The sequence below is a fragment of the Coleofasciculus sp. G3-WIS-01 genome (assembly GCF_040223135.1).
GTDB lineage: Bacteria > Cyanobacteriota > Cyanobacteriia > Cyanobacteriales > Coleofasciculaceae > Coleofasciculus.
In genome coordinates this window covers 37,515-63,841 of record NZ_JAVJZI010000090.1, presented here as the reverse complement: position 1 = coordinate 63,841, position 26,327 = coordinate 37,515, and the positions used below count along the sequence as shown (strand labels likewise).

Below are 26,327 nucleotides of genomic sequence, written 5' to 3'. Positions count from 1 at the left end.
CGCCCTGCATGGTGCCTTTGGCTTAATTGGCTTTATGCTGCGGCAATTTGAAATTTCCCGCGTGGTCGGAATTCGACCCTACAACGCCATTGCCTTTAGTGGACCTATCGCGGTATTTGTCAGCGTATTCTTGATCTATCCGTTGGGGCAATCCTCTTGGTTCTTTGCTCCCAGCTTTGGCGTAGCCGGAATCTTCCGCTTTTTGCTATTCTTCCAAGGGTTCCACAACTGGACACTCAACCCCTTCCACATGATGGGAGTGGCGGGTATCTTAGGTGGAGCGCTGCTTTGTGCGATTCACGGTGCAACGGTAGAAAACACCTTGTTTGAAGATGGTGAAGGGTCAAATACCTTCAGGGCATTTAACCCCACCCAAGCCGAAGAAACCTATTCAATGGTAACGGCGAACCGTTTCTGGTCTCAGATTTTCGGGATTGCGTTTTCCAACAAGCGCTGGCTGCACTTCTTCATGCTGTTTGTCCCCGTGACAGGCTTGTGGATGAGTTCAGTGGGTGTGATTGGCTTAGCCGTGAACCTGCGTGCCTATGACTTCGTCTCCCAGGAAATCCGGGCGGCGGAAGACCCCGAATTTGAGACATTCTACACTAAGAACATTCTCCTGAATGAAGGAGTCCGGGCTTGGCTGGCGCCTCAAGACCAACCACACCAGAAGTTTGTATTCCCTGAGGAAGTTCTACCTCGCGGTAACGCACTCTAATCAGGTTTGTAGAGACGTTGCCTGCAACGTCTCTACGCTTCCCCCTTGCAAAATCAAAAGGGTGTGTTATTCTGATTAAAGGTGAAGAAACACCTGATGACTGACGGATTTAAAAAAACCGTACAGGGATTAAGGAGGTGATGCCCATGAGCGATAGTAGTAAATGCATGGGTCATCTGATTGGAGTTAGCCGGCTGTGCGCCGGAGCTGTTCTCTAACAGCTAGCTCAGTTCTCTTCGGAGAACTCATTTATTGAGCAACTGGGCTGGTTAAGGAGTTCCTTCCGGCAGTCTGGTTTCAATCAGAAGACCCGCTAGACCGCTCTCACACTAAGTGCTATAGATTTTATCTGAGGGTTTTATCTATGTACTTCTCGTGAGAGCGGATAGTTTTTGGGGGATTTTGAGATGGCTCAAACGCTGTGCAAGTTAAGTGCATATCTGTAAAAGGCTGATAAGGCAAGGGCTTAAGTACCAGTTTATAAAGCTTGACATCTCGGACGACTTGTGTAGTACAAGCCGTTCATTTAGTTATATAATTGGCAGTATTAGCCAAAAGCTTAGCGATTGGCAGATGGAAAAGAGTTCCAATACGAACCTGAAAGTAAAAGAAAATATACCATCTACCAATAGACGATGTACCATAGTGCGAGAAGGGCAATCTAATTCTTTCTGTAAAGGTGTGAGGACAGAAGATGTCGAAATTACTGTGGAAGTCTCTACTTATTAGCCCAGCGGTATTAGGTGTAACCTTAGTTGCATCTACGGTGGGAGTCCGTGCAGCAGATAGCGCCAATTTGCCTATTGCTGACACTCAAGCAGCGACGCCAGAAGTTCAGTTTGATGGTGTGGCTGATATTAAGGTCTCAGAGGAAATTGCGGTCAATCCGGAACAGTTAACTCCAGCAAGTCTAGAGGTGAAGCCAGAGGCACAACCCACCCTAGCTCAAGCTGTACCGGCTACGCCCAATGATGCTGAGATTTTAAATCAAATCAATGACTACAGCCGCGAAGGTGGAAACTCCAGCGGACAAGTGACCAGTGTGGGTCAGTTACGGGATGTTTCTCCGGGAGACTGGGCGTTTGAAGCGCTACGTAGCCTAGTTGAACGCTACGGTTGTATTGCCGGGTATCCAGATGGTACATTTCGTGGAAATCGGGCGCTGACTCGTTACGAATTTGCCGCTGGTTTGAATTCTTGTTTGAACCAAATTGAGCGTTTGATTGGTACGGGTGGTTTTGATGATACTGAGCTAGTAACCCTGCGGCGGTTAATTCAGGAATTTGAAGCAGAACTGGCGACGCTAGGGGCGCGAGTTGATAATCTGGAAGGTCGTGTAGCGTTCTTGGAAGATAATCAGTTTTCCACGACGACCAAGTTAAGGGGTGAAGTGATTTTTGCCCTCACCGACGAGTTTAATTCTGATTTTGACAATAATACTGTATTCCAAAACCGGGTTCGTCTAGAACTGAATACAAGCTTCACGGGTCAGGATCGTTTGGTTACTCGTTTAGCCGCAGGGAATGCAGAACTACTAAATACTGGTGCGGGTTTTGAGAGTACACAGACATTTAATATCGGGGATACTGATCCAGATAATGATGTCGTTGTAGACTGGTTAGCCTACTACTTCACCTTTGGTAGCTCAAAAGTTTACCTTGCTGGTGCAGGCGGGATTCATAGTGACTATGTTCCTACCCTCAATCCTTACTTTGAAGATTATGACGGTGGTAATGGTGCGCTGTCTGCCTTTGCCTCTGAAAGCCCCATCTATCGAATCGGTGGTGGTGGAGGTGCAGCCGTTAGTCTAGGCGCAGGACCGCTAGAAAGGGTCTTGGGACCAAGCACATTGACTATTGGTTACTTAGCAGGTCCTGGTGCCGATAATCCAGGGGAAGACTTTGGTATCTTCAATGGTGAATATGCGGCACTAGCCCAGTTAAATTTCAACCTTGGCGATCGAATTGCTATTGGTGCAACTTACGTCCACGGTTACCATAATGCTGGCAGTGCCATCTTTGATATTGGTGGTGGTGGTGCAGATGAGTTTCCTAACTTTGGAGACGGTATTGTCGGTACTGTGCTAGCTAATAACCCAGGTTCCTTTGGCGTTGGTGATCGGGTTCCTACTGTAACTAACTCCTACGGAGTACAAGCAGCATTACGCTTGAGTGAAAATATCTCAATTAGCGGCTATGGTGCTTATACCGATGCAATTCTAATCGGTCGAGGCGGTAGCGAAATCTGGACTTATGGTGCTGGCGTAGCCTTTGCAGATCTGGGTAAAGAAGGTAACGTTTTGGGAATTTTCGGCGGTGTACAACCCTACGCCGGAAATATTGATACGCCAAGCGCGAATTTCCGCCGAAGTAATGATGAGTTACCTTGGCACGTTGAAGCCTTCTACAAGTACCAACTTACAGATAATATCTCGTTTACTCCGGGTGTTATCTGGTTAATGAATCCCAACCAGAATAACGGTAATGAGGATGCAGTAATCGGTACTCTGAGAACGACTTTCACCTTCTAATACTAAGTTGAAGTCAAAGAGATAATCCGTAAGGGTTTACAAAAGGCAATGTAGCGAAGCATCTGGCGAGATTCTTCAATCCGCTTCATTTACTTCGCTTCGCTCAGGACTCACAATTGAACATTAGAACCCAACTTGGTATAAGTCAATTCGGAAGGCAAAATTAGCCTGAAAATCCATAATTTGATCACCCCGCCAGTGCGCGGGGTTTTTTCAGCTTGCCCAACCCTTACCAGCAAACCCCACCGGAAAACCGGGGTATACTGGGGATGGTTGCCCTGAAATGAATCAAGTGGAATCTGTGGAACTCTCCTGTAAGACGGAATATACCCTGCTTGCCCTTTTAGAACTCACGGGTCATTACAATGAGGGAGAACCCTTACAAATCCGACAGATTGCCAAGCAACAAAATATTCCCGATCGCTATTTAGAGCAGCTTCTGGCAACCCTGAAACGTGGAAATATAGTTCGTAGCCAACGGGGGGCTAAAGGGGGCTACCTTCTGGCGCGGGAACCCTGGACAATTACTCTGTTGGATGTTATCAACTGCCTAGATGGTGCAACCGCAATAGCCTCTGGTAGCAAAACAAGGGCGATAACTGAAGCCAGTGCTATCGTTCAAGAAACATGGGAGGAAGTCCGCGATCGCACCAATGAAATTTTGCAAGACTATACTCTGCAAGATTTATGGGAGAAACTGAATAACAGACGACAGTTGAACATTATGTATTACATCTAAATTAGGACGTCCCTATTCCCTATTCCCTGTTCCCTGACAAAGGACAAAGGACAAAGGACAAATCAGATGTCATCCTTTAATCATTACCAAACACTAGATATTCACCCGCAAGCAACAGCCCAAGAAATCAAGCAAGCCTATCGGCGTTTAGCTAAGCGTTTTCATCCCGATAGTCAAACGGAAACGTCTAATGTAGAAAAAATTGTCGAGATTAATGGGGCGTATGAAGTTCTCAGTGATCCTCAGCGTCGCCGTTTTTATGACCAACAGCTTTTCAATCTACAGTTTTCATCTAAACGCCGCACTCGCCAACAGCGCAACGAAGCGGCGCAAAAACAGTATCAACGTCAACGGAGGCGATCATACAATGCTGATATTCACCTAGAGGACTGGTTGCAGCAAGTCTATAAACCAGTGAACCGATTGATTATTCCCATTCTCAAATCCCTGAATACGCAAATCAATCAACTAGCGGCTGATCCCTTTGACGACGAACTCATAGCAGATTTTCAGACGTATCTAGAAAACTGTCGTCATGATCTCAATCAGGCTCAGATTACCTTTCGTTCCCAACCCAATCCCTCTCCTGTTGCTGGTGTTGCGGCTTCTTTGTATTACTGTCTCAATCAGTTGGGAGATGGTATTGATGAGTTAGAACGCTTTACCTTGAACTACGACGAACATTACCTGCATACCGGTCAAGAACTCTTCCGAATCGCCACCAGCTTACGCCACGACGCTCAAGATGCCATTAAGCATATAAACGATTAATTATAAAATTTATAATTAATCGTTAACAAAAAATGAATGACGAATGACCAATGACCAATAACGAATAACCAATGACCAATAACCAATATTCGTTTATCCTAGAATTAGTGCTAATTTACAGAAATTAACAGATTCTGACTTGCCTCAAAAACGCATGAAATGCATCATTAACCGCCGCGCCCAGTTTTCTGCCAGTCACCGCTATTGGTTACCCGAACTGAGTGAAGCTCAAAACAAGCATAAATTCGGTCGAGGTACCCAGTTTCCCGGTCATGGACATAATTATGTCCTATTTGTTTCCCTTGAGGGTGACCTAGACGAATACGGTATGGTGCAAAACCTATCCCAGGTCAAAAAGTTAATTAAGCAAGAGGTCACCAGCCAATTAGACTATGCCTATCTGAACGATGCTTGGCTAGACTTCCAGGAAACCCTACCCACGACCGAAAACATTGCTCGTGTTATTTGGCAAAAGTTAGCACCTTATTTGCCACTTGTCAAGATACAACTATTTGAACATCCAGAACTTTGGGCTGATTATTTAGGAAACGGAATGGAAGCATATCTCACCCTATCGACCCACTTTAGCGCCGCTCATCGGTTAGCTCATCCCCAACTCAGTTATGAGGACAACTGTGAAATCTACGGCAAATGCGCTCGTCCGAACGGTCACGGACACAATTATCATTTAGAGGTTACTGTAAAAGGGGAAATCGACCCGCGCACCGGGATGATTGTCGATTTGGGAGCGCTGCAGAAGGTAATTGATGATTATGTCGTAGAACCCTTTGACCATACCTTCCTGAACAAAGACATCCCCTACTTTGCCCAGGTTGTACCGACGGCGGAAAATATTGCCATCTATATTCGGCAATTACTCCAGTCACCGATCCAAAAATTAGGAGCGAAACTGCATAAAGTTAAACTAATTGAAAGTCCCAATAACTCCTGTGAAGTCTATTGTACAGGTGAAGCATCATCGGTAGAACCGGACGCGATCGCATCCCCTGTTCTAACCTTAGTTTAGACCGATTAACACAATAGGGTAGAATCTACCTCTATGATGATGTTGGTCTATTGAGCAGCGATCAAACCCCTGCCCCTGCCTTCCATAGTCGTTGAGAGTCTAGATCCCCGGCTTCTTAGAGACGTCTGGGTTCTAGGTGCTAAAAAGTCGGGGTTATGGGTGCTGTTTGGCTTCCGGATGCTTCTTTCCCACTCCCGTAACGAGTGAATAGAAGAGGGAAACATTGACATCCCCCCACCGCTAAATCAAAGATTATAGCGGGATCATTCTCGCCGATTGAGGTAAATGAGCCAGGTATGGCAGAGTTTGAGTATCAGTCTTTTGCTTCCACCGAAGTCATAAGAAAACTTTTGGTAATATGGGCGAAAGCTTCATTATTCTGCCTATTATACCCATCTAGCTCACACAAACGATAAAATGTCCTACTTGAGGTCACAGTAGAGGAACTATGGAAACGAATCCACAAAAATCTGAATATACTGAGGGTACATCCCCAGAAGTCAAAACTACTCCAGCGGACGCGAAAAAAATCCCAGAGTCTACAGTAGATGTCAATGTTGACCAACCGGGGACAGTAGCCCAACTCCCTGGTAACAACCAACCCATGCTGCCTGCGGCAGGTCAAACCACGGATCAAGCTTGGCAGGAGTGGGTACAGCCTGTGTTTGACTTTTTGTCCAAACTTCCGGCGATAATCAGCTCATTTTATTATGAGTACCAACAAGCCATCATTTTGATTGGGCTAGTGATAGCCGGCTTTATTACCGTGTATGTCACCCTAGCTGTACTGGATGCCATTAACGACATTCCCTTATTAGCCCCAATTTTTGAACTTGTCGGGATTGGTTACACTATCTGGTTTATTGCCCGTTATCTTTGGAAAGCCGAAAGTCGCCAAGAATTGGCTCAAGAGTTTGATGCTCTTAAAGGACAATTGCTCGGCAAAGATTCAACTCATAGTTAACTTGATAAATATTCCCACCTGAGTCTTGGATTTGGGTGGGGATTATCCGAGAAAACCAAGCCGAGAAGGGAGGGTTTTGTGGTTCAGCTATTGGTGACAAGCCAGCTTTATGCCTAACGGTAGCCCCTAAAATTGACCCTTCGACTACGTTTAGGGCATGGTTATGACTTCCCAAAAAGCGATACTAGGGATTAACTCGAATAATTCTAGGCATATTACAAATTTCTTGATTACTCTCCTCACTAGCTTGATTTGCCGTTAGGGAATTGACTAAATCAGAAATACCCTCGGCTCCAGTTTTTTGCAGGGTTTGCAAAAGCTGATAACTGTGGCTAATTAAATCGGTTACCTGAATTTCTTCATAAATAGGTTGGTAGTCACCTAAGCGTCTAATTCCCTCCCCAAGCAAGATGACAGCGCCACGCCAGTTAAGATTATTGAGGTGGTAGCAAGCGACCGAAATCTGTAATATGCCTTGATAAAACTGTTTTTTTGGCTCGACAGCATCCATCCACAACGCCTCTAAGGTGTCGTGACAGGCATAAAATTCCTGTTGATTAAATTGCTCAACACCTTGCCAAAATTGCTCAGTCATGGGTGATTAATTCTAATGTATGAGTCATTGGTCATTTAAGGTTAAAAATGACCAATGACCAATGACATAAAGACAATTAAGCCATACTATCTCGAACGGATTGAATCTCCTCCATGGCAATGTCCTGCTGTTCTCCAGAAAATTCGTTGTCTGGTGTCAAAAACAACATACAGTGGCACTCTTTGCGCTCACGCATGGGGATGCAAGGACAATTCCAATAGGTGGCTTTCACCTCGGCTTCTTTGTCTTCATAATGACGGCAAGGGCATAGGGGTGAACCTAAATCATCTTTGTGCTTAGCCAATCCTTCAATGACGACAGCCGTTACCGAGGGGTCAACACAAAAGTAAGTACCCGTTCGTTTTGCATAAGTTTCGGCGAAATTCTTCATCGCCGCCAGTGTTTTCTCATTGGAAAGATTGGTGGTTTCTGATGTACTCATAAGTAAAATTCGCTAGATACCCTATTCCTTGGCGTGGTCGTTCAACTTTTGTTTGCATTTTAACGCAAACCAGGTTCCCCGAAGGTCATGAAGGGTGTTAAGTTCGGGTAAGGGATTGTTGTAACTGACGTTGTAAGGGTTCTTCAGGATCAATGATTCTACCCGTGCAATTGGTAACTCCTGAAGCCTGTCGGTCAGGTTCGGCTAATATTGATGGAGACCAAAATAACCAACGACTACCCGGAGGGAGGGAATTGAGACTGGAGGATTCTTGTGTGAGCCAGATTAAGGGAAGATAAGGAGGATCGCCAGTTTCTGTATCTTCTCCAGGTTGGGTCGCAGCCAGGGCTTCTAAGACGACTTGATTGCCGTGTAATAACCCTGTTCTAGCTGTCCAGAGTCTAGCGTCAAGCTGACGAGAACAGGCATAGAAGTAGAGGGAGGCGGCGGCAATAACGGCTGATTCAAAATCCTCAGATTGCCAACTTACCGAACTATCAAGGCAAATGATAATTTCTTGAGATCCGGTAAAGACTTCTAACTCCCGTACCATCAATTCCCCATAACGGGCGCTGGTGCGCCAATGAATCAGACGAGTTGCATCACCCACACGGTAAGGTCGTAGCGATCGCGTCAGGTCTTCTGTGGCTGATTGAGAACGGCGATCGCTTAACAGTTGTAAACTATCATCTGTGCCGATTTCGTCTACGATGGGGCAACTGGTCAGGGGTAATACCGTGGGATAAACAACCGCTGTGGCTGGCCCATGGCGGCTACGACGACACCAAAATAATCCTACGGGGTTTCCGGTTCTCAGTTGGATCTCATGCCAATGGTAGACGCCCCGCTTTTTGGTGGAATGGAAATAAACCCAGTGATAGACACGGCTCGGCGCAATGGTTTCAATCGCGGTTTGCAGGGGTTTTCCCAGTTCCGATTGGAGCATGTCCTGAACTTGTAATAAAGTTTTGGCACGAGCCGTGGGATTTTCAATATCGATTTCAATGGTGAGTTCCTCGCCCACACTCACCGGAAAGATGGGATTTCGGTGGACTTTCAGATGACGTAGCGACAAGGGCGGCAAGATAGCCGCTAACCCCAATAGGGCAAAAATTATACCACTGATCACATACAGCCATCCTGACATGGTATTGGTCGCCGCACCAAAGAAACAAATCGCAATACCCGCTAATATCCATCCAGCATAAGCAGGAGTGACCCAATGGGTTTCTAACCAATCCGTGATCCGAGTAATGATTCCCATCTGACACAATCCCTACCCTGTTTAAGGTTTGATCTTATCCCATTCAATCAATTGACATCCTCCCTCGCCGGAGACGAGGGATTCCTAAACCTCACGATTTAGGTTTCTGCTTCTTTCCCCTAAGAAAAAGCGAGAGAGGTTTTTCGCAACTGCCCTTTGGACTTATGCCCATCAGGTCTTATGTTCGCTCCACAGACTATCACCGCAAGCCCTGCGGCGAGAATATTATTCGCGGCATTAATATCTCGGTCATGGTGGGTTCTACACTCTGGACAATCCCATTCCCTGACATCAAGCGGCAATTTATCAACAATGTGTCCACAGTGTCCACAGCGCTTAGAGCTGGGAAACCATCGGTCAATCTTAACCAGTGTCCGACCGTACCACTGGCACTTGTATTCCAACTGTCTAACCAGTTCGCTCCAGCTTGCGTCAGCAATTGCTTGAGCTAACTTGTGGTTTTTCATCATATTCTTCACTGCTAAGTCTTCGACAACAATCGTTTGATTTTCACGTACCAGTCGAGTCGTTAGTTTGTGAAGAAAATCTTTACGGGCATCAGCGATTTGAGCATGGATTCGGGCAACCTGCTGCCGAGCCTTTTCCCTATTATTTGAACCTTTAACTTTGCGAGATAATGCTTTTTGAGCTTGTCTCAACTTGCGTTTTAGCCGCTTAAAGTGCTTTGGATTAGCAATCTTTTCCCCATCGCTGGTCGCCACCAAAGAAGTAACACCTGCATCAATCCCAATCGCTTTGTCAAGTTGAGGGAATGTCTTAACAGTATGATCCTCAACCAATAGAGAGACAAACCACCGTCCAGAAACATCTAGCCTTACTGTAACCGTAGAGGGTTCGCAGTTTTCTGGAAGGGTTCGACTCCAGCGAATTGGTAAGGGTTCGCGACATTTTGCTAACCATAATTGCCCATCTTTCCACTTAAAAGCAGAACGGGTAAACTCAGCACTACCGCCGTTACGCAACTTCAAGAAGTTGGGATACTTAGCACGACCTGCCCAGAAATTGGTAAACGCTTTTTGCAAGTTTCTCAATCCCTGCTGCAATGGTACGCAGCTAACTTCATTGAGGAACTGCAAGTCTTCTTGCTTTTTCCAATCTGTCAGCATAGCGGATGTCTGTTTGTAGTCAATCCGCTCTTGCCTTTCATACCAGCCTTCAGTTCGGGTGTGCAACGCCAAGTTGTAGACCAACCGAACACAACCCAACGTGCGGCGCAAGAGTTGTTCTTGTTCCGGCGTTGGGTAAAAGCGGTATCGGTAGGCGCGTTGAGTCATGCATCACATTCTATCACATTCCCTGTAAAAACTGTAAACTGTAACCGGAGGCGCGGCTTTCCTCCCTCGCTTTTAGCGAGGGAGGAAAGCCGCTTGCGAAAGATGACTCCAGAGTTGGGTGAAGCATTTTTGCAGCCAGTTATGATGCTTCGGAGTAAGTTTTTGGCAAAAATGCTTCACCCCTACGACTGATGAAACCATGCCGTTAGTGCCACAGCCAAAGCATCTGCTGCATCATCTGGCTTGGGTATATTCTCTAAATTTAACTCTCGTGTCACCGCTTGCTGTACCTCGTACTTGTCCGCGTTACCATAACCCGTCAACGCTTGCTTCACCTGCCCGGGTGTAAACTCCACCATTGGCACCTGATGCTGAGCTGACACCAACGTGACAACCCCCCGTGCCTGAGCTACGGTAATTGTCGTACTCATCCGATAAAAAAACAGCTTCTCTACGGCAACTAGATCCGGCTGCCACTGTTCGAGTAAGGTATGCAAATCTTCATAAATTGTACAGAGTCGCTGCCCCATCTCTGTCCGTGCTGGCGTCTGAATTACACCAAAATCCAATAACTGCACCAATTCAGAGGTTGATTTTCCCTGAACCTTGGTCATCTGTTTGACTTCAGCTTGGCAGATAATTGCCCCAAAGCCTAAAATCGCTAGTCCTGGGTCTAGTCCTAAAATTCGCTTTCCCATCTACCTTGCCGTATCCTAGAACACCAGTCTAGTCGTTTTGATGATCCACTTCCCCATGAGATTAATCGCCATCCCAGTATAATTCCCAGAATGTATCCTGACAGACATATCCAAAAGAGCTAATAAAGAATATGGCACAGTTGACAATCGACAACTCTCCACTCACGTCAAGGACTTGAGCAATTACACTGCTCTTAGCTAAAGTCTATCCAGTTTTGTTCTCTGTTTCTGGTATCAGCGATGTCCTCAATTAGTCTCTTCAAACGCGCTCTACGTACCCTGCACAATGAGTCAAGAGGTAGGACGCCTCGACAAGTCAATCGGTGGTTTAAGTGGTTAGCGCCTGGACTTTTCGTCAAACGCTGGTTGCTTCTGAGTGCCATAGGCGTACTACTGACGAGTCTGGGGGTGGCGATTTGGGCAAAGCTAACCCCCATTTTTTACTTAATCCAACTCACGTCCACCATTCTGGAAACAATCACCACGGTTATCCCCAACTATGTATCCGGACCGATGGCGATTATTTGTGGTCTGATTTTCATCTTCTGGGGACAAACCCGGACGGTGGGTTCGATTACTGAGGCTTTAAAACCCGGAGGCGATGAAGAACTGATAGACGTGCTGATTGCCCATCGTCGCCTGTATCGTGGTCCAAAAATTGTGGTTGTGGGAGGCGGTACGGGGTTGTCTACCTTACTCCGAGGACTGAAAATTTACAGCGCCCATATTACTGCTATTGTTACCGTAGCCGATGATGGCGGTTCCTCTGGGCGGCTGCGCCAAGAATTTGGGGTTCTGCCTCCGGGAGATATTCGCAACTGTTTGGCAGCTTTAGCCGACCAAGAAAAATTATTAACTGAGCTGTTTCAGTACCGCTTCTCGGCGGGCAATGGTCTAGTGGGTCACAGTTTTGGTAATTTATTCTTGACGGCAATGAGCGAGATTACGGGGGACTTAGAACGGGCAATTTCTGCCAGTTCTCAAGTCTTAGCGGTGCGGGGACGAGTTCTCCCAGCTACGTTGAGCGATGTTTGTCTGTGGGCAGAATTAGAAGATGGGCGTCGGATTGAAGGTGAATCGAATATTACGGCTGCCAATGGTAAAATCGTGAAAATGGGTTGCACGCCAGAAAATCCCCCGGCTCTTCCCGCCGTGCTCAAAGCAATTCACGAAGCCGATTACATTATTATTGGTCCGGGTAGTCTGTATACCAGCATCGTGCCGAATCTGTTAGTCCCAGAAATTACTGATGCGATCGCGGCAAGTACCGTTCCCCGGATCTATGTGTGTAATATCATGACTCAACCGGGTGAAACTGACGGATATACGGTTGCCGATCATGTTCGCGCCCTAGACAATGCTTGTAGTCAACCCCTATTTGATGCGGTTTTAGTCCATCGAAAGGTTCCTTCCGCCCAAGCATTGATTAAATATTCCCAAGTGAATTCCCATCCCGTTTTTCTAGATCGAGAAGAAACCGAGACTCTAGGACGACGCATTGTTTTAGCCAATGTGATGGATGAAGATGAGAACACTAATCTAGTGCGACATAACCCCGAAAAGTTAGCCCGGGTGTTGCTACGCTGGTACAGTCGCGCTCATCTGTTGTAATTTAGAGTTGATCGGGTAGAAGGGAAAGAATGACTCAATTGCGTCTAAAGGATGCACAAGCCACGCGATCGCTAGGTGTTCGTCTGGGGGAATCTTTGAGAGCGGGTAGCGTGATTTTACTAGAGGGAGATTTAGGTGCGGGTAAAACCACACTGGTGCAGGGAATTGGTGCAGGCTTGGGCATCACGGACGCGATCGTCAGTCCCACGTTTACTCTAATTAACGAATATCTAGAAGGACGCATTCCACTCTATCATCTAGATTTGTACCGCCTAGAATCGGAAGCCGTAGCTGGGTTACATCCAGAAAGCTATTGGGAAGGCGTGGAAATGCCTTTGGGAATCGTCGCGATCGAGTGGGCGGATCGATTACCCTATTTACCAGAATCTTATCTGCATCTGAATTTAACCTATTTAAGCGAAGGTGGACGCCAAGCCCAACTGATTTGTGTCTCAACGGGGAAATCTGAGGCGGCGCACGAACTGCGTCTGTGACATCATCCCACACCAGAATCTTTGATTTGGTGTGGGCTTCCAAGCTTCACAACTTGGATTTATCCTGAGTGTTTATGGGATAGAGTTCTCATTTGCCACCAATGGAACGCTCAGCAGAAAAAGGACAAACTTGACCAGAGTAAGCAACAACTCGCCTAAACTCATTATGGGGGAGATGCCAGCAAATTCTGGTAGAGATTAAAGAACACCGTCAATTCCACCCCAGACCAAACGAGTGAGTCTTATGGCTTTATCCGTAGCACAGGGGGAAATCTTACAGTGATTGGAGTGCAGGTGCATTGAATGGATAGAGGTACAAATGAGCGATCGCAACAAGTCCTACGAACAACTCCAGGCGGAAGTGGCATCCCTACGCCGACAAGTGATTAAACTGAAAATGACTAAAATGGCGTTTGATGCCCAACATCAGCTCATGAGAACCTTTGCCACAACTTTGCAAGCGGCGAGGGGGACACTGATGCTCAGAGCCATGTTGCAACAAATTGTGACGATTGCTACCAAGCTAACTCGTGCTGAATCTAGTAGTTTGTTCTTACTCGATACCCATGGCGTTGTCACCGAAAGTATTCTGGCTCGTGGTGCGACGCTACGTGGACAAAAGCAACGGCTGATTGGTCAAGTATTGGATAAAGGTTTAGCGGGTTGGGTTTATCGTAACCGCCAACTGGGACTGATTACTGATACGATCAAGGACGAGCGCTGGTTGACTTTACCTAATCAACCTTATTCCGTTCGCTCCGCCCTTGGCATCCCGATTCTTATGGGTAAGGAAGTATTAGGAATTCTCACGTTAACCCACTCACAACCTGGACATTTTAGCCCGGAATCTGCTCATCTAATGCAAATCACAGCAGAATCTATGGCACTGGTGCTTGACAATGCTCGACTCTATCATGAACGTCAGCAGCAAGAAATGGACTTAGAGTTACAGCAGACTCAAACGCAAGCAACCGATCAATCTCGCCAAAGTGTACCTCAATCCTTCAGCGAGAAAGAATTTTCCCGAATTGGCATATATATCCTGTTTGGCGAAGGTAATTTTCTCTATGTCAATCCCAGATTAGCCGAAATTTTTGGCTATACTTTTGGGGAACTGATCTCCTTAGAATCGGTTCTAGATCTCGTATGCCTGGACAATCGTAAGTTTATTGAACAACAAATCTCTAGTTGCATTCAGGGTCAAAACAAAAACCTTTCCTGTCGCTTTAAAGGGCAGCGGAAAGATAGAAGTTTGATTAATATAGAAGTCTATGGAAACCGAACTAAGCTTTACGGTCGGTTTGTAATTATCGGGGCACTCAGAGCAATGTGACTAGAGTTAATAGGTTAAAATAATAGATAATAATGTATAAGAGTTCTGATTAAGCAAGAAATTTTAAATTATAAAAATTCAAAATTAAGCTAATTAAAGAATTTGAATAAATTATGAATCAACCTCAAGCTATAAAATCTTTGCTGGAATCAGTGGCGGCTGGCGAAATGAGTCCGGCGGTTGCCTTAGATAAACTCAAACATTTTACCTTTGAGTCAGTTAGTGACTTTGCGAAGATTGACCATCACCGCACATTAAGAACAGGTTTTCCAGAGGTGATTTGGGGTTTAGGTAAAACACCTGATCAAATTGCACAAATTATGGCAGCAATGCGAAAACGCAATTCAGTTGTGATGGCAACGCGCATATTCCCTGATGTGTTTGCCCAGCTCCAAGCCACAGTCCCCGATATCCACTATTATCCGACTGCCCGGATTTGTGCGATCGCCCCCGAAACTATTCCATCCAATTCTCCCGGAACGATTAGTATTATATGCGCTGGAACCTCAGATTTATGGGTGGCTGAAGAAGCAGCAGTTACGGCTCAACTGTGTGGATTTCAAGTCCTGCGTCTGTGGGATGTGGGTGTAGCGGGACTCCACCGCTTGCTGAGTCATCAACAGGTGATTGCTGAGGCGAATGTGCTAATTGTCGTAGCTGGAATGGAAGGAGCATTACCTAGTGTTGTTGCGGGTTTAGCTGATTCTCCAGTCATTGCCGTTCCCACCAGCATCGGCTATGGTGCTAGTTTTGGCGGACTCGCTCCTCTTTTAACCATGCTCAATTCTTGTGCGCCGGGAGTGGGAGTGGTGAATATTGATAACGGTTTTGGTGCGGCAATTCTGGCAGGTCAAATTCTGCGGGCGGCTGAAAAATTATCGAGGGAATAGGAAACTCTTAACTTTGACATTAATGTGATCAACCCATACCCTGTGATCTATTCCCACACCGGATGAACCCTGATGAATGCCATCACTGTAATATTTTTGATTAGTGGATTTGTTTTATTGATTGTCGGAGCAGAGATTCTGGTACGGGGAGCATCCAAATTAGCTGTATCTGCTGGACTTTCACCCCTAGTCGTCGGATTAACGGTTGTTGCCTATGGCACCAGCGCTCCGGAATTAGCTGTATCTGTACAGTCGAGCTATGCGGGACAAGCCGATATTGCCATTGGTAATGTCGTGGGTAGCAATATTGCCAATATTTTGTTAATTCTGGGTGCTTGCGCCGCCGCTGCTCCGTTGATTGTCTCGCGACAGTTGGTGCGACTGGATGCGCCCCTAATGACTGGAATATCGTTAATGGTATGGTTAATGGGGTGGGACGGTAAACTCGGTCGAGGGGATGGGATTTTCCTGGTTATGGGAGCGATCGCTTATACCCTATTTACCCTATACCAAGGACGTCAAGAAAGTCAGTCCCAGGAATTATCTGAGGAAAACAGTAATCGCGGCTCTCGCCGAGGGATCTATCAGATTTTACTCAACCTAGGACTAATTATTGGCGGTGTAGGGCTTTTGGTGCTCGGCTCAGACTACCTAATCAAAGGATCTGTAAATGTTGCCCAAACCCTTGGGGTAAGTCAATTGATTATTGGCTTAACCATTGTTGCCGTTGGCACTTCGCTACCAGAAATTGCCACGTCAGTTGTTGCCGCGATTCGAGGTGAACGGGATATTGCGGTTGGTAATGCGGTTGGCAGTAATATTTTTAATCTCCTGTTAGTGTTGGGAGTGTGTGGTGTCCTTGCGCCTGAGGGTATAGCAGTATCAATACCTGCTTTAACTTTTGACATTCCCGTCATGATTGCTGTAGCCGTTGCTTGCCTGCCAATTTTCTTTACGGGTTATCGGATTGATCGGTGGGAGGGGATTCTGTTTCTGGCATACTACGTCGCTTATACGCTGTATTTGTTTCTTAACGCAACTGAACATGATGCGTTGGAAGAATTTAGCGCGATCATGCTCTTGTTTGTCATGCCGTTGACTCTAATAACATTGGTTATTCTGGCGGTTCGTTCCTTCCGCAAAAATTGAATTGTTATCCGCCATTTTTCCAAAAACTTTTGTGGAGGACTTTACAGAGGTGTTGATAGGTAGAATCTCCCAACCTGTTCAACTTAATGTTTACAGCCAAGGTAAAGGCTTTCCGATTCTCTGCCTCCATGGTCATCCGGGATCGGGTCGTTGTATGTCGGTTTTTACCGACCATCTATCTCAACGATTCCAAACCCTGTCTCCTGACTTGCGAGGATATGGTCGCAGTCGTACCTTAGAAGCGTTTCAGATGAGTGATCACCTGATAGATTTGGAGGATTTACTTAACCGCTTCCAGATCAATCGTTGTTTGGTACTCGGTTGGTCTCTGGGTGGGATTCTCGCCATGGAATTAGCGCTAAGTCTACCTGAGAGAGTTAGTGGTTTAATTTTAGTCGCCACAGCCGCACGACCTAGAGGAAACCATCCTGCGATCGCGTGGCAGGATAATCTCTATACAGGGATCGCCTCTGTGTTGAATCGCGTCTCTCCAGGATGGCGGTGGAACATTGAAACCTTTGGGGTGCGATCGCTCTATCGCTATCTCATCCAAAACCATAGTGCAACAGCTTACCAGTATTTGGCACAGGAAGCCTTATCTGCTTATCTTCAAACCTCTAGGGTGGCAACTGGTGCCCTCAATCAAGCATTAAAAGCTGGATACAATAGACTGGCTGACCTAGAAAAAATTCAATGTCCCTGTCTAGTATTAGCGGGAGAAGCCGATCGCCATATCACCGCTACATCGAGTCAAGAAACGGCTCAACACCTACGAAAATCTCAGTGGCGTTGCTATCCTCATACAGCTCACCTTTTTCCTTGGGAAATTCCCAATCAGGTACTCAGTGATATTGATAATTGGATTGAACGTCACCCTCAAGTTGTTGATCTCAGGGGACAAAAAGAACCCTAAAAAAGGTTTTAACAAAAGCTTCCGTGTTTCCTATACCCTACCTAGAATGTTGATTCTAGGTAGGGACTGCGCTCAACTTTTGTTCAATTGTTCCCGACACCCGACAAGACGTTCTAGGAAAGTTGTCCACTCAAGGTTGGGACTCTCACACTAACCGTTGACTCTTCCAAGTTTTCGTCAAAAATTGTTAGATGAATCGGTTTGCCGCGCATAATCGTCACGGAAATCCCTTGAGCGCCTTCATTTTCTAGATCTTCAATATATCCACCTTGAGCGGATTCGGCTTCCTGTTTACTGGAGAATGGACCGAAATAGTAGGTGCATTGGGGATCGTCTGTGATGATTTCTACCCAAAACGCCAAGCCTAAAAATTGGAGAGTGTTGATCAAAAGTTCTTTCATACTATTTACCTAGTCGATGGGATGCTATGTGGTCTTGTTTATTCCCTGCTGTTTACATTTTGTTATACTACTTTACGTTTCTTTTTTCCAAGAATTTTTGCTGAGATCGTCAAGATGCAGTGGGTTAACCCAACGCTGACGATAGGTTTCATACAACGTCATGGCTGCGGCTACAGAAGCGTTGAGGCTAGGAGTCTTGCCATACAGGGGAACCGAAACCAACACATCACAGCAGCGCTGAGTCAACAGACTTAGACCACTACCTTCTGAACCAATAACTAATACTATCGAACCGCTTAAGTCAACAGTGTGTAGTAGCTTACCACCGTCAGCACAAGTCCCATAAATCCAAAAACCAGCGGTTTTCAGCTCCTCTAAAGCCCGACTCAGATTGACCACTCTGGCAATCTGCAAGGTTTCTAACGCGCCGGCTGCTACTTTCATCACGGTGGAGGTAACGCCTACGGCTCGTCGTTGGGGAATAACCAAACCTTGAGCGCCCAAGGCTTCTGCAGTACGAATAATAGCACCTAAATTGTGGGGATCACTAATCCCGTCACAAACGATGATCACGGGGTATTTGCTGGTGGATTTGGCAGTTTGAATCAAATCCCCTAACTCCTTGTAGGAGTAAGGCGCAACTTGAGCCGCGACACCTTGATGATTGGCGCCTTGAGTAATTTGGCTCAGGCGTCGCGGATCAACTTCATCGATAACCGTACCGTTGGCTTTAGCTTGCAGTAGTAACGAGTGAAAGCGGTGATCATAGCGTAACTGGGGCAAAATCCACACCCGATTGAGCTGGCGTTGATTTTCTAGGGCGGCTAAAACCGGATGACGTCCGTAGAGTAAGTCAACATCTTCTGACAAAGTGGACTCAGACTCCGTTGTTTGTGAAGGCAACGGTTGGGAATCTGGGTGACGTTTGAGAATAGGCTTATCAGGGGAGCGTTGATCCCTGAAGAATTTACCTTTAGAGGAGGGACGGCGATGGTCATGTTGGAACTTCCCTAGCTTCGGCTTGCCAGAGGTGTGAGAGCGGCGATCTTGATTAGCCATAGTATTATAGTATACGAATGATTTAGGGGGTATCGAGTTCTAAATACGCCAATAACTCAGTCAAACGTTGGGGATCACTCAGATACAGATATCCAAGTAATGTTTCTAAGCTGGTGGCTTGTTGATAGATTTTGCGATTGAGGCGTCGTGACGTTCCAGTCGCTGCATTCCGTCCACGTCGCAATAGTGCCAATTCGGGTTCAGTTAGGTAAGGTTCGAGTGTTCGCAGCGTATTCGCTTGACTTTCGGCGCGGACTTGAGCCACGACTTGATCATGATAATCACATAGACGTTTAGGTGGGAGTAAATAGCGACTGCGAATATAGAGTTCATACACAGCATCTCCCAGATAAGCCAACGCCCCTGGTGAGATCTGTTGAATTTGGCATTGGGGATCGGCAGCAGCATTCAATTGCCGAAATCGGGCTTCTGTTCCAGAAAGGGCTGAGTTATTGTCTGTGCTGTTTGAAGTCTCTTCCTGCTGCTCCATAAAACTCGGACAAGATGAAGGGCGATTTCAATGCCCGTCCCTATTTTAGCCGGCTCCTAGACGTAACCTGCTACGTCTGGAACATGTTTCTTGACGAACAAAGGGAAATCCCCCGCCGCAATGTCAGGGGATGGGTTTCACAGTTTTTTCGGTCAACTAGGCTTTTTTGACGTTTTCTAAGGCTACGTCAACCGATGGTTGAAGTGAGAGAAATTGTTCTAGACGCACTAACTTCACCGTTTGAGTCACACGGGGATTGGTGACAATTTGCAATTTTCCCTCAGCCGTTTGAGCCTTTTTCGCTATACGCACTAAAGCGCCTAAGCCCGAACTATCCACGAAATCGATCTTAGAGAGATCCAAAATAATATTTTTAGGTCCCTCATCAACACATTTACCAATAACCTTCCCAAAGGTTGGTTCTGAGAAGGCATCTAACAATCCAGTCAGGCGGAAAAGTTGATAATTGCTTTTGACCTCACGAGTCCCTCTTAAGCTGACTGTCAGGTTGAGTTGCTCAGGAATAACACCCTCCTAGCTGTACTTACACTAAACTAATTCAACATGGGTTGGTGGTTTACCAGCGATTAAGCTCATTCGATAGTATAGCGAGAAGTTTAGTGATCATCCACATCGAGTTCGGCGGGCGTGGAAATAACCCACCGATCAAAATTTTTCCCTCGCTTCCAGAGGTAGCCGATTACATCTGGAATATGGCTAGCGAACTTATGTACGGGCTTTGTGCGATCGCATGGATTCGACAAACTGATTAAACAAGTAGTCGGCATCATGAGGACCCGGACTCGCTTCTGGATGGTATTGCACCGAGAAGAATGGTAGCGTCTTGTGACGCAATCCTGCCACAGTACGGTCATTCAGGTTTAGATGAGTAATTTCCACATCTGCCCCTAATGACTCAGACTTGATCGCAAATCCATGGTTTTGGCTAGTAATTTCTACCCGTTGCTGTAACCCAGCCGGGTGATTCAACCCACGATGCCCGAATTTTAGCTTAAAAGTTTCAGCTTCCATCGAAAGCCCCAATATCTGGTGTCCCATGCAGATGCCAAAGAGGGGTTTTCGGTGTTTTAACAAGGCTTTGGTCGTTTCAATACCGTCCTTAACCGCCGCCGGATCGCCAGGTCCGTTGGAGAGGAAAATTCCATCAGGGTTGTACTTGAGAATTTCTTCGGGGGACGTATTCGCCGGTACCACGATCACCCGACAACCATAGCTGGCTAAACGCCGCAGAATGTTGCGTTTGATGCCAAAATCGATCGCCACCACGGTTAGGGGTTCACCCGTCGTCGATTCAGCCGTGGGACTGAACTCCCAATGATTATCCGTGGCTTGGGACCACTCGTAAACGGCTTTGGTGGTAACTTCCTGCACGAGATTTAACCCCGCCATACTCGGCGCGGCTTGCACTTGCTGCAGCAATTCGCCGGGATCAAGAATTTCTGTGGAAATACCACCATTCATCGCCCCGGTTGAACGCAGTTTGCGAGTCAGCGCCCTCGTATCAATCCCGTAAATTCCGGGGACATGGTGTTGCTTGAGGTAGTCGGGTAAAGACTGGGTTGAACGCCAATTACTCGGACGCCAACAAATGTTCCGGGCGATCGCGCCCCGGATCTGAGGATGGGCTGATTCTTCGTCCTCTGGGTTAACCCCTGTGTTTCCCAGTTCGGGATAGGTAAAGGTGACAATCTGACCACAGTAGCTGGGATCTGTTGCCACTTCTTGATACCCCGTCATGGCGGTATTAAATACGACTTCTCCAATTGCCGTACCTGAAGCGCCGAAAGACCAACCGGGGTAGGATGTTCCATCCGCCAGCACCAGAAGCGCTGGTGTAGCCGCTGAAATAGGCATAAGCAGTTTTTTTGTTGATGGTTGGTTGATTGTTATTTCTAAGAGTACGATAACTTGAACGCTCAACTGAGGCGATATTATCTCATAGCAATGGAAAAACTGGCGAGGATTGTTGGCGGCGATCGTGAAAATCCCCCGACTGGATCAGCCTGGGGGAAGGAAGCTATGAGGAAATTTGAAGGGAAACAAGCATTACTGGGGCGTCGATTTCACCTTGATGGTTGAAATGGTGACCGCCTTCACCGTAATGCCACCTACATCAAACAGTACAGTAATGAATGAATGGAGGTTATTAGAGTGTGACTTTTGTGACATCCTCCCACACCAGAATCTTTGATTTGGTGTGGGCTTCCAAGCTTCACAACTTGGATTTCCTGGTTTTTCCCGTTCGGCTGACGCTCACGGCGGAAGCCTTGCGGGATTTCGACACTTACCTAGACTCAGACGAATTTGAGTCCCCGGTAGACCGTCTGCACAGGCAGTTTCCATTCCCGCGAGTCCCGCGGTACTAGTTAGTTTGATTGGCGTTGGTTGTTGATTATCGATTTCGAGAATCAACTCACACTGCAGCAATTTCAACTAGCGCGAGTGAGCATCTATATCGAAGCCAATGTCAATTTACAACAATGAGGTTGGGGAAGTAAGCCTGTATCCCAACGCCCAATTAAAAATTATGGCGTGGGTCTTATTGCTCCCCCTTTCTCCCCACAACTAGATAATCCTGGATTGCCCACTGTCTCAGCAAGATCAGTTGTATCTCTGTCTAGATGGGCAAAACTGATCTTGATTTTTTTGCCCTCATAAGATAGTGGAGAAAGGCAAAATCATTCGTCATAATAAAAAGAAATAGCTCATGATCTGTTTGAGCCTATACTATGTTATTTCGCGATCGCGCCGTCATTGTCTTTCTTTCTAGCACCTTAACATTAAGCATGGGTGCTTTTATAGTTCTGGGTGTAATCCTAATCCTCAAAGCTAAAGCGAACCTGCCTAAAGGAATGACATGGCAATTGTTGCCCCTGCATGATCACATATTGCCCATCTACCCAAGCTTGTTGCACTGATATACCATGAACATGCAATCGCACGTCTTGATAAGGAAAATCATAGGTTCCCTGCTGCTTCCAGGTCAGTTCTAAATCCTGCTGATTTCGGATTAAGTAAAATTGCTCCAGTCGAGACTCTCCATATCCATCTCCCGCATCGCTGTATAGGCAACCTTCGCTCTCACCTTCTATTGGTGGATACAGGTGAAGCGTTAATTGCTCTTTGTTTTCCATGGGTACAATACTACCCGCTTTAACCAGCAACGGAATCTGTTCTAATGAGGCTTCTAATTCAATAACTGTCCCACCTTCAACCATTGCATCATCCCAGAAGTTGTACCAGTAACCCTTGGGCAGGGAGATTAGACGCGATCGCTCTTTTGGGTGCATAATCGGACAGACTAGCAGTGCATTACCTAAACAGAAGGCATCGTCCACATCCCACAGTGATTGATTCGTCCAGTCTAACCAGAACAGCGGACGTACAGGAGGATATCCCTTCTCTCGCGCTTCCCAAGCCAGGGTATAAAAGTAAGGCATCAATTGGTAGCGTAATTGCAGAAAGCGACGCATAATGCTTAAATGAGGCTCACCATAAGTCCAAGGAGCGCGAGGCAAAACACTGATGGCACAGTGCGTCCGATAAAACATCGAAAAGGTTGCCATCTGAAACCAACGCAGATAGAGTTCGGCGTCAGGATTTCCCAAAAAGCCACCAATATCAGAACCACTGTAGGGAATACCAGAAAGCCCTAACCCCACAATCGTGGCTATTGTCTGACGCAATGCTTCCCACGTAGAAACAATATCCCCTGTCCAAGTCCAAGCATAACGTTGTAACCCCGCCCAACCCGATCGCGCGACAATGAAGGGACGTTTTTGAGGTTGATACTGACGCATCCCTTCATAAACGGCTTGGTTTTCCAGCAATCCATACAAATTATGTGCCTGTCGATGATCCCCTTTTTTTCCTTCTAAGTCATGTTGTGCGACTAGAGGAAGGGTGGGAGCACCCCAACTAACGAACACTGACGGTTCATTCATATCATTCCAAACACCAGCAATTCCCACCTTGAGCAGATAGGCGAATTGCTGACTCCACCACGTCCGAACATCGGGGTTTGTGAAATCAGGAAATACCGTTTTTCCCGCCCAAACTGGCGCAATGATAAGTTCTCCATTGGGATAGGTGCAAAAGGCATTAATAATTTGTCCTTCTAGAAACAAATTGCTCTGACGGCTGTACTTAATCCCAGGATTATTAATGGCAACGCATCGGACACCTAATTCTGCCAGTTCTTGGGTAAAATTTCGCAGATTCGGAAAACGTTTGGGGTCAATGGTAAAGGCACGATTTTTAACTTGACAATCAATATCAAGATGAATCGCGCTTAAAGGTAAATCATGAGTTTGAAATAAATTTACTTCCTGTCGCACCTTGTCTTGGGTACGGTAGCCCCAGCGCGATTGGTGATACCCTAATGCCCAACGAGGCGGCAGTGGCGCTCGACCGGTTAATTGGGTATAACGTTCTATCAGTTGGGGGGGTTCGCCAATGGCGATGTAGTACCGGAGAGAGCCATTTTCAAAATTCGCGATCGCCTGCTCAGAAAATGTAAATTCAGCGCGACAATAGTTCTCATAAAAAATCAGGTAACTACCCAAATTATGCAATCCAAAATAAACCGGAATGCAAATATACATTGGATCGACTCCCGGTCTATAAATATTTCCGGGGTCATAATTCCACATCTGGTACGTTTTACTCGTTTGCTGCGTATCTTTCGCGCCTCGTAAATTGATAGAAGATGCCCGTTCTCCTAGACCATAAATATGTTCTGCTGATGGCAAATCGGCTTGATGTATCCATCGTAGTCCCTGTCGTTGGGGCGGCAGTTCTTCTCGGATTACTTGTCCGGTTTCATTGTAAAATGTGAGGCGACCATCAAGACCAATCGTAATCTTCAAAGCATCGCTGGCAATCATCCAGTCGTTGCCCCGGTTTTCTAAGGTTGTTTCAACAGCATCCCAATCCCCACAAGCAATGGCGTAGGGAATCGGTGGCAAACCCGGAAACCAATTCACTCGCACAAAATCAGGCGTGAGAAAATAGAGTTCAAGTTCTGCCTGCTCAAAGTAGAAATAAGCACCTCGCTCTGTTGGCTTAGCCTGGAGGAGTTTTCCTGGTGTGACAACGGATTCTGACGTGGCTTTGGGAAGATACAGGCGTTCGGCGCGATCGCGTTTATAGGAATAGACAAATGCGGCTGGTAAATATTGCCAAAAAAATAGCGAATTCACCAGGAATTTTAAGAATAGCCCTAGCCGTTCTAGGAGTCTCATCAGGCTGCCTTCAATGCCGGGGCAATCGCGTTTAATGATAAAATTTTACCGATAAGTTGCATTAGACAAAAAAATTTGTAATGGTGATGATATTTGGTGCATCCAGGTCAATGTCAGGCTAGGATAACCCAATGCATGGAAACAATGGTTATTCTTTCCTATAGACTAATCACTCGATTACTATCGTGCTTCTGCCAGAAGAGTGACATCCTCCCACACCAAATTGGAAATTATGGTGTGGGCTTCCTCAAATCACTTTGAGGATTTCCTGGTTATTCCATCGGAGGGATTTCGCCACTTGCCTAGATTGAGTTACCTCAACCCCCGGTAGATCGGCTGCACAGGCAGTTTCCTTTTCCACAAGTCCTGCGGTACTAAGTGAATCTATTCCTCGATTTCTAATGACCTGACCACTAGCGACATCCCTATCGGTTTTGTAGCCGCAGTGAGGGCAATCATGTACCCGAATACTTAGATCTTTTTTGACTTCACCTTTACATTCAGGACACTCCTGAGAAGTGCCTCTGGCATCAACAACAGCAAGTAAGGGCGAAGCATTTGCGGAGATTAGTGAACAGGAAGTGGCATAAGTATAGTACGCAAATGCTTCGCCCCTACACTCCACGCTTCCAACACACATATTTGGCAATGGCGCGGAATTGACCAAACCCTGCATCAAGCATCTGCTTACCCAACATCCCTTTGGCGCTAACTCTATAGTCTAAATCTTCCATGAAAACCATATCACCAGCATCACAAAGGGAATGAGCTTGCTTGAAGTGAAAGTCTTTCCTGATGTTGTCAATGTAGTGGTGAAGTCGAGCAACCTTGAGTCGTTGTTTCTCGTAATTTTTTGACCGCTTCTGTTTCCTAGACAGCCTACGTTGCAGCAATTTTAGCTTGCTTTGTAGTGTCTTAAAAAATTTAGGCGGTTTGACAACAACGCCATCACTGGTCGCCAGTAAGGGCGAAGCATTTGCGGAGATTAGTGAACAGGAAGTGGCATAAGTATAGTACGCAAATGCTTCGCCCCTACACCTATGTCTACCCCAATTGGGTGTCCATGAGGTTTTGGGTCGGGGACACTGACATCGCATTGAATGTTGATACATGCATACCACTTATCGGCTTTCCTTGTAATTCGCACCTGTTTAACCGTAAAACCAGATGGAATAGGGCGGTGCAGGTTAATTGGGATTGTCCCCAGTTTTGGCAGTTTGACATGGATATTCGTTACTGGATTCTCTTTAAACTGGGGAAACAGTAGTGACTTAAACTGCCCAATTTTCTTAAACCTAGGGAAGCCAAACCCGCGAGACCTAAAATAATCCCAGCCTTTATGTAGTTGCTTTATCGTCTGCTGAAGGACTTGAGAGGGAACCTCTTTTAATTTGGGGTATTCCTTCTTAGCCTTTGGCAAATTGTTAAGCTGCCTTAGTTCGCCGGGGAATGGGGTATCGCACCGAATGATGTACTCTTTTTCCAGAGAACATCTATCAATCAAGCATTTGCGACTATTGCACCAATCCTTTATCTCCCCCAGTGCATAGTTGTAGGCACAGCGGCAAATTTCCATCCACTCAATCAATCGTTGTTCTTGAGCGGCATCCGGATAGATTCGGTAGCGATAGTTAAAGGTCAGCATACCCGTATTATAAAACATTTACTGGCTAGCCGCGC

23 protein-coding genes and 2 pseudogenes are annotated in these 26,327 nt (G+C 46.3%); 13 read left to right on the top strand and 12 right to left on the bottom strand.

Annotated features, from left to right (window positions below):
• The 6 genes from RIM23_RS09680 to RIM23_RS09655 all read left to right on the top strand — a co-directional run.
• Window positions 1–718: photosystem II D2 protein (photosystem q(a) protein) (locus RIM23_RS09680; protein WP_446366526.1), on the top strand; the 718-nt coding region annotated here is incomplete at its 5' end.
• A gap of 694 nt (window positions 719–1,412) precedes the next feature.
• The gene (locus RIM23_RS09675) at window positions 1,413–3,248 is read left to right on the top strand and encodes an iron uptake porin (protein WP_446366524.1); all 1,836 of its coding nucleotides are present in this window, start codon (window positions 1,413–1,415) and stop codon (window positions 3,246–3,248) included.
• Between the two features lie 283 nt (window positions 3,249–3,531).
• Complete coding sequence (locus RIM23_RS09670) at window positions 3,532–3,987, top strand: RrF2 family transcriptional regulator (RefSeq protein ID WP_446366522.1); 456 nt, start codon at window positions 3,532–3,534, stop codon at window positions 3,985–3,987.
• A gap of 66 nt (window positions 3,988–4,053) precedes the next feature.
• Window positions 4,054–4,758 carry a J domain-containing protein gene (locus RIM23_RS09665; protein WP_446366520.1) on the top strand — a complete coding sequence of 235 codons (705 nt, stop codon included), beginning with the start codon at window positions 4,054–4,056 and terminating at the stop codon, window positions 4,756–4,758.
• A gap of 154 nt (window positions 4,759–4,912) precedes the next feature.
• Window positions 4,913–5,785: a 6-carboxytetrahydropterin synthase gene (locus tag RIM23_RS09660; RefSeq protein WP_446366518.1), complete on the top strand. Its 873-nt coding sequence runs from the start codon at window positions 4,913–4,915 to the stop codon at window positions 5,783–5,785.
• A 448-nt stretch (window positions 5,786–6,233) separates the two neighbouring features.
• Window positions 6,234–6,749: a CAAD domain-containing protein gene (locus RIM23_RS09655; protein WP_446366516.1), complete on the top strand. Its 516-nt coding sequence runs from the start codon at window positions 6,234–6,236 to the stop codon at window positions 6,747–6,749.
• A gap of 184 nt (window positions 6,750–6,933) precedes the next feature.
• Here the strand turns inward: RIM23_RS09655 and RIM23_RS09650 are convergent, their stop codons facing one another.
• The 5 genes and pseudogenes from RIM23_RS09650 to ruvC form a co-directional block, all read right to left on the bottom strand.
• The gene (locus RIM23_RS09650) at window positions 6,934–7,344 is read right to left on the bottom strand and encodes a DUF309 domain-containing protein (protein WP_446366514.1); all 411 of its coding nucleotides are present in this window, start codon (window positions 7,342–7,344) and stop codon (window positions 6,934–6,936) included.
• 76 nt (window positions 7,345–7,420) lie between these two features.
• A complete protein-coding gene (locus RIM23_RS09645; protein ID WP_446338242.1) occupies window positions 7,421–7,786 on the bottom strand; it encodes a ferredoxin-thioredoxin reductase catalytic domain-containing protein in 366 nt (121 codons plus the stop codon).
• A gap of 97 nt (window positions 7,787–7,883) precedes the next feature.
• Complete coding sequence (locus RIM23_RS09640) at window positions 7,884–9,050, bottom strand: DUF58 domain-containing protein (RefSeq protein WP_446366512.1); 1,167 nt, start codon at window positions 9,048–9,050, stop codon at window positions 7,884–7,886.
• A 91-nt stretch (window positions 9,051–9,141) separates the two neighbouring features.
• A pseudogene (locus tag RIM23_RS09635) lies at window positions 9,142–10,345 on the bottom strand (RNA-guided endonuclease InsQ/TnpB family protein).
• 182 nt (window positions 10,346–10,527) lie between these two features.
• Window positions 10,528–11,043 carry a crossover junction endodeoxyribonuclease RuvC gene (gene ruvC / locus RIM23_RS09630; protein WP_446366510.1) on the bottom strand — a complete coding sequence of 172 codons (516 nt, stop codon included), beginning with the start codon at window positions 11,041–11,043 and terminating at the stop codon, window positions 10,528–10,530.
• 240 nt (window positions 11,044–11,283) lie between these two features.
• On the opposite strand from ruvC, the gene RIM23_RS09625 reads away from it, so the two are divergent.
• The 6 genes from RIM23_RS09625 (at window position 11,284) to RIM23_RS09600 (ending at window position 17,433) form a co-directional block, all read left to right on the top strand.
• Window positions 11,284–12,654, top strand: coding sequence for a gluconeogenesis factor YvcK family protein (locus tag RIM23_RS09625; protein WP_446366508.1), 1,371 nt, complete (start codon window positions 11,284–11,286; stop codon window positions 12,652–12,654).
• Window positions 12,655–12,683: 29 nt separating this feature from the next.
• The gene (gene tsaE, locus RIM23_RS09620; RefSeq protein ID WP_446358266.1) at window positions 12,684–13,148 is read left to right on the top strand and encodes a tRNA (adenosine(37)-N6)-threonylcarbamoyltransferase complex ATPase subunit type 1 TsaE; all 465 of its coding nucleotides are present in this window, start codon (window positions 12,684–12,686) and stop codon (window positions 13,146–13,148) included.
• 319 nt (window positions 13,149–13,467) lie between these two features.
• Entirely contained in the window at window positions 13,468–14,481 is a 1,014-nt protein-coding gene (locus RIM23_RS09615) for a GAF domain-containing protein (RefSeq protein WP_446366506.1), read from the top strand.
• Between the two features lie 113 nt (window positions 14,482–14,594).
• Window positions 14,595–15,371 (top strand): nickel pincer cofactor biosynthesis protein LarB, encoded by a 777-nt coding sequence (larB, locus tag RIM23_RS09610; RefSeq protein ID WP_446366504.1) that lies wholly within the window; start codon window positions 14,595–14,597, stop codon window positions 15,369–15,371.
• 72 nt (window positions 15,372–15,443) lie between these two features.
• On the top strand, window positions 15,444–16,520 hold the full coding sequence (locus tag RIM23_RS09605; protein ID WP_446366502.1) for a calcium/sodium antiporter: 1,077 nt from the start codon (window positions 15,444–15,446) through the stop codon (window positions 16,518–16,520).
• A 31-nt stretch (window positions 16,521–16,551) separates the two neighbouring features.
• Window positions 16,552–17,433, top strand: coding sequence for an alpha/beta fold hydrolase (locus RIM23_RS09600; protein WP_446366500.1), 882 nt, complete (start codon window positions 16,552–16,554; stop codon window positions 17,431–17,433).
• A gap of 113 nt (window positions 17,434–17,546) precedes the next feature.
• Here the strand turns inward: RIM23_RS09600 and RIM23_RS09595 are convergent, their stop codons facing one another.
• The 5 genes from RIM23_RS09595 to carA all read right to left on the bottom strand — a co-directional run bounded on the left by RIM23_RS09595 (window position 17,547) and on the right by carA (window position 21,258).
• Complete coding sequence (locus RIM23_RS09595; RefSeq protein ID WP_446366498.1) at window positions 17,547–17,834, bottom strand: DUF1816 domain-containing protein; 288 nt, start codon at window positions 17,832–17,834, stop codon at window positions 17,547–17,549.
• A 72-nt stretch (window positions 17,835–17,906) separates the two neighbouring features.
• Window positions 17,907–18,893 carry a 23S rRNA (guanosine(2251)-2'-O)-methyltransferase RlmB gene (gene rlmB / locus RIM23_RS09590; protein WP_446366496.1) on the bottom strand — a complete coding sequence of 329 codons (987 nt, stop codon included), beginning with the start codon at window positions 18,891–18,893 and terminating at the stop codon, window positions 17,907–17,909.
• A 22-nt stretch (window positions 18,894–18,915) separates the two neighbouring features.
• The gene (locus tag RIM23_RS09585; RefSeq protein ID WP_446366494.1) at window positions 18,916–19,383 is read right to left on the bottom strand and encodes a Mini-ribonuclease 3; all 468 of its coding nucleotides are present in this window, start codon (window positions 19,381–19,383) and stop codon (window positions 18,916–18,918) included.
• Window positions 19,384–19,539: 156 nt separating this feature from the next.
• A complete protein-coding gene (locus RIM23_RS09580) occupies window positions 19,540–19,908 on the bottom strand; it encodes an STAS domain-containing protein (RefSeq protein WP_446366532.1) in 369 nt (122 codons plus the stop codon).
• Between the two features lie 201 nt (window positions 19,909–20,109).
• A complete protein-coding gene (gene carA / locus RIM23_RS09575; RefSeq protein ID WP_446366492.1) occupies window positions 20,110–21,258 on the bottom strand; it encodes a glutamine-hydrolyzing carbamoyl-phosphate synthase small subunit in 1,149 nt (382 codons plus the stop codon).
• A gap of 90 nt (window positions 21,259–21,348) precedes the next feature.
• Between carA and RIM23_RS09570 the strand changes: the two genes are divergently transcribed.
• Window positions 21,349–21,483, top strand: a complete 135-nt coding sequence (locus RIM23_RS09570; RefSeq protein ID WP_446366490.1) for a hypothetical protein — start codon at window positions 21,349–21,351, stop codon at window positions 21,481–21,483.
• A gap of 737 nt (window positions 21,484–22,220) precedes the next feature.
• On the opposite strand, the gene RIM23_RS09565 is transcribed toward RIM23_RS09570, so the two are convergent.
• Complete coding sequence (locus tag RIM23_RS09565) at window positions 22,221–24,647, bottom strand: glycoside hydrolase family 31 protein (RefSeq protein ID WP_446366488.1); 2,427 nt, start codon at window positions 24,645–24,647, stop codon at window positions 22,221–22,223.
• A 382-nt stretch (window positions 24,648–25,029) separates the two neighbouring features.
• Window positions 25,030–26,292, bottom strand: a pseudogene (locus RIM23_RS09560) (RNA-guided endonuclease InsQ/TnpB family protein); the annotation flags it as partial.
• Between the last annotated feature and the right edge of the window lie 35 nt (window positions 26,293–26,327).